Source organism: Mesorhizobium sp. M7A.F.Ca.CA.003.01.2.1, from assembly GCF_003998945.1.
GTDB classification, from domain to species: Bacteria; Pseudomonadota; Alphaproteobacteria; order Rhizobiales; family Rhizobiaceae; genus Mesorhizobium; species Mesorhizobium ciceri.
Genome location: NZ_RZRA01000919.1, coordinates 1 through 2,229, shown reverse-complemented (window position 1 = coordinate 2,229; position 2,229 = coordinate 1). Strand labels below are relative to the sequence as shown.

Here is a 2,229-nt window from a genome sequence, read left to right as displayed (position 1 = left end):
AGGCAGAACTGATCGAGACTGACGGGTGGGCATCTATCTCCCGATCGCGGAAATTTCCGTCAATATCTTCGTCCTGCTGGCCATGGGCGCGGCGGTGGGTTTCCTGTCGGGCATGTTCGGCGTCGGCGGCGGCTTCCTCATCACGCCGCTCTTGATCTTCTACAACATCCCTCCGGCGATCGCTGTCGCCACTGGCGCCAACCAGGTCATCGCCTCCTCCGTCTCCGGCGTCCTTTCGCACATGAAGCGCGGTACGCTCGACCTCAAGCTCGGCGGGGTGTTGCTGGCCGGCGGCATTGTCGGTTCCACCGGCGGCATCTACGTCTTCGCCTTCCTGCGCAGGCTCGGCCAGCTCGACCTGTTCATCTCGCTGCTCTACGTCGTGCTGCTCGGCACCGTCGGCGGGCTGATGCTGGTCGAAAGCGTCAATGCGCTGCGCGCGACGCGCAGCGGTGCGGCGCCGGTGCTGAAGAAATCCGGCCAGCACAACTGGATCCACCGCTTGCCGCTGAAGATGCGCTTCAGGGCGTCAAAACTGTTCGTCAGCGTCATCCCCGTACTTGGGCTTGGCGCCGGCATCGGCTTCCTGTCGTCGATCATGGGCGTCGGCGGCGGCTTCATCATGGTGCCGGCACTGATCTATCTGCTGAAAGTGCCGACCAATGTCGTCATCGGCACCTCGCTGTTCCAGATCATCTTCACCTCCGCCTATACGACGCTGGTCCACGCCACCACCAACCAGACAGTCGATGTCGTGCTGGCCTTCCTGTTGATGGCGGGCGGCGTCGCCGGCGCGCAGTACGGTGCCAAGGCCGGCCAGAGGCTGCGCGGCGAGCAGCTCAGGGCCTTGCTGGCACTGCTGGTGCTGGCGGTGGCGATACGATTGGCGATCGATCTTTTCGTCACCCCGCCCAACCTCTATTCGCTGTCTGCCGCGGGCCTCAACTGATGAAGGCTCGCAGCACATTCGCAACCGCCATTGTCCTGTCGCTGCTTGCGGCCGCCGTGCCGGCGAAGGCACAGGTCCCGCTGACCGAAGGCATCCAGATCGGTCTCTCCACCGACAACGTCTCGATCACCGCCGGTTTTTCCGGGGCCGATCTGACCATCTTCGGTTCGCTGGAAAACCCGGATCCACTCGTCGCGCGCCAGGGCCGCTACGACGTCATCGTCGTGCTCGAAGGTCCGCCCAAACCGGTGGTGGTGCGCCGCAAGGACAGGGTGCTCGGCGTCTGGGTCAATCTGGACTCTGAGACCTTCGAAAACGTGCCGGTCTCCTATTCGGTGGCGACGACGCGGCCGCTGCAGGACATCACCGAACCCAACAGCTACAAGCAGCTGTCGCTCGGCGCCTCCAACCTCTATATGCAGCCCGCCGATGCCGGCGACAGCCCGGCGACGATCGAGGAGTTCACGGCAGCACTGCGGGAGCGCAAGTCAGCGACCGGCCTCTACAGCGAGAATGTCGGCGGCGTGCAATTCCTGTCGCAGAACCTTTTCCGCGCCACCGTCAGGCTGGCGCCGAATGTGCCGGTTGGAACCCACAAAGCCCGCGCGTTCCTGTTCAAGAGCGGTCTGTTCATCAAGGAAAGCTCGGCCCAGCTCGAAATCCGCAAATCCGGTTTCGAGCAGTCGATCTTCCGTGTCGCCCACAATTATTCCTTCCTCTACGGCGTCTTCGCGATATCGCTGGCCATGCTGACCGGCTGGCTCGGAAGGCTGATCTTCCGGCGAGATTAGGATTTTCCCCGAAAAGTGGTTTCCCTTTGCCGAGGCATGCGGTAGATCGCGCTCCCCAGCCAAATGGCAGACACAAACAATTCGGTTCGGCAGAGCAGCCCGTCCCCGGACAGCGCGCGATTTCTCATGGCGCCTGTCGGCTCGCCGACGACAAATGCAGGAACTTGTCATGCGACCAGCCTTCGGCGGCATCGACTTCGGCACTTCGAACTCCACCGTGGGCGTGGTCCGCAACGGGCAGCCGCGCCTCGTCGCGCTGGAGAACGGCCAGGTCACGCTGCCCAGTGCCGTGTTCTTCAACTTCGAGGACAACCGCACCTGCTTTGGCCGCCAGGCCATCGCCAATTACACCGACAGCATCGAAGGCCGGCTGATGCGTTCGCTGAAGAGCGTGCTCGGCAGTTCGCTGGCCCATGAAAAGACCCGCATCAAATCGCGGTCGATCGGCGTCATGGAGATCGTCGGCATGTTTCTTGGCCATCTCAAGAA

The 2,229-nt window shown here is 62.9% G+C and carries 3 protein-coding genes; all 3 read left to right on the top strand.

Features of this window, described 5'->3' with window-relative positions; genetic code table 11:
• The first annotated feature begins 25 nt into the window (after window positions 1–25).
• A complete protein-coding gene (locus EN969_RS27675) occupies window positions 26–949 on the top strand; it encodes a sulfite exporter TauE/SafE family protein (protein ID WP_013533663.1) in 924 nt (307 codons plus the stop codon).
• Complete coding sequence (locus tag EN969_RS27670) at window positions 949–1,740, top strand: TIGR02186 family protein (protein ID WP_013533664.1); 792 nt, start codon at window positions 949–951, stop codon at window positions 1,738–1,740. Before EN969_RS27675 ends, EN969_RS27670 begins: the two co-directional genes overlap by 1 nt.
• A 169-nt stretch (window positions 1,741–1,909) precedes the next feature.
• A partial coding sequence (locus tag EN969_RS27665; protein ID WP_164758546.1) for an Hsp70 family protein occupies window positions 1,910–2,229 on the top strand: 320 nt, incomplete at its 3' end.